2 protein-coding genes are annotated in these 1,973 nt (G+C 44.7%); one reads left to right on the forward strand and one right to left on the reverse strand.

Translation table 11 applies throughout. The annotated features are described in order from the left end of the window. The first annotated feature begins 120 nt into the window (after positions 1–120). Positions 121–648, forward strand: coding sequence for a LysE family translocator (locus CV944_RS16850; protein ID WP_100664565.1), 528 nt, complete (start codon positions 121–123; stop codon positions 646–648). Between the two features lie 110 nt (positions 649–758). Here the strand turns inward: CV944_RS16850 and CV944_RS16855 are convergent, their stop codons facing one another. Next, on the reverse strand, positions 759–1,658 hold the full coding sequence (locus CV944_RS16855; protein ID WP_233205322.1) for a hypothetical protein: 900 nt from the start codon (positions 1,656–1,658) through the stop codon (positions 759–761). Positions 1,659–1,973 lie beyond the last annotated feature (315 nt).

A 1,973-nucleotide genomic window follows, 5' to 3' on the forward strand; every position in this document is an offset into this window, starting at 1 on the left:
CCCCGTCACGCCAAGGCGTGACGGAAGACCGAACAACCACCTGCTTCACAGACCCATATATGGGTCTGTGAAGCGGCGTTGTTCGGTCGCCTGACAGTCAATAAAAGCTGCAAATGGTAAATCTTCAAATTGCATCTATATATAGGGGTTTGCTGCGCCTTGTTTCTCCACACCGCCGCGGCGTCGCTCGGGCTTTCCGCCGTCATTATGCAATCGGCCTTGCTGTTTTCGATCCTGAAGTATGTGGGTGCTGTGTACTTAACGTATTTAGGCGTTAAGGCATTATATGGAGTCATGAAAAAAGGCGAAGCCTCCTGTGTGGAAACGGACATCAGAGGAGGAGAACATACCGCCTGCTTCAAGCAAGGGTTTCTGACCGATTTCTTAAATCCGAAAGTGGCGGCTTTTTTCTTAACGTTTTTGCCGCAGTTCGTGGCGCCCGGCGCGCACTCCTTCGCTCCGTTTCTCCTAATGGGGGCGGCTTATACGGCGATGACCGCGATATGGTTTTTGTTTTACATTTCCTTCATCCATTATATCAGCGACTTCATGAAGCGGCCGAAAACGAAGAAATGGATCGAAGGCATCACGGGCGCGGTGATGATCGGGTTCGGCATCAAATTGGCGCTTGAAAAAGTGCAGCGCTAAACAGGAAGACCGGGCGCGGCTGAACAGATCCGCCTGGCATGTGAGATCAATGACAGGGGAGCGCCCAAAAAAGAGCGCTCCCTCGAAACAAAACATTCCATCCCGCTTCATCACGGCCGGATGGAGATTCGGATCACCGGAGACTTGAACATCACCGCGTCAGCCTTTTCATTCCAGTTATAAACATCTTGGAAAGAAAACAAATCCTTTTCTCTCCATGTCCGATTATCATGAACATAAAATCCCTCAACATCCATATACGTTTGCGCGTGATCCGAAGGGACAATTTCAGAATACACATATCCAAAGTGGCGGTTGTTTTCCTTGTGCAGAGAATTTTTGATCATATACCCTACAACAGAAGATTGGTAAGGTTTTCTACTATGTTGTATGCTGACGTGAGACGCATCCCGATACGTCTTGTAGGAGCTATAAAGCTGATGATAATCGACAACCGCATTTTCAGTCGTCAAAATCCCGTAAAAATCCGTCTCCTTTTCTTTCGGATCGATAAGCCATTCATACGACAAGACGACGGCATATCGATGCTCTTCTCGACTTAACAAGGAAACGGATATGGTCAATTCCATGATGTTCTTTTTTTGATCGGTGTAAATCGTGGACGCGGTGCATAATTTCTGTTTCTCGATATGGCATCGGATCATTGGATGATCCGCCTGTTTCTTGAAAATCTCCTTCACCGTTTGTTCATCGAGCTCATGCCATTGATTCGCCGCACTTCTCGCGCGAAAAAAATCCATCTCCTCCCGATCCAAGTGACGAATCTCTTCTTTCGTCATCCCCAGCCGAAAGAAAGCCGCAGCCTCCTTGTTTTTGAGCTGTCGGTTGACTTTATTGGCGTTTTCCGGCTCTCTAATGAGATTTTCTATCTCTTCTTGATCAAAACCTTGTCTTTTTGCATCCAAATGATGAGCCTGTAAATTCATCTCCTGATGATCGCAGCCAGCTAGCATTGTACACAACAAAACATAACGGAGGATCCGTTTCAATGATAAGCCACCCTCTTCACCGTAAGGTATTGTCAAAAGTTTATCGTTTTTGGATTTATCCAAAAAATTGATAAATAGCATAATATAAAAACAATATAGTATTAATGACAAGCGTAACAAACAAGATTTTGTAGATAGTTGTTTTTCTCTCTCTAACCACCAAAAACTTAATTTGGAAAAATAAAAGTAGAATATTAAAAAAGGTAGGCACTAAAGTATAAAAGTAACTATTCACCCCAGTGCTAGTGTATAAAAAAGCCCAGCACAAATAGGGCATTTCGGTCATAGAAAATGCCCTAGGTAGCGGAAAGAACT

The organism is Geobacillus sp. WSUCF-018B (genome assembly GCF_002809985.1).
Lineage (GTDB): Bacteria > Bacillota > Bacilli > Bacillales > Anoxybacillaceae > Geobacillus > Geobacillus thermophilus.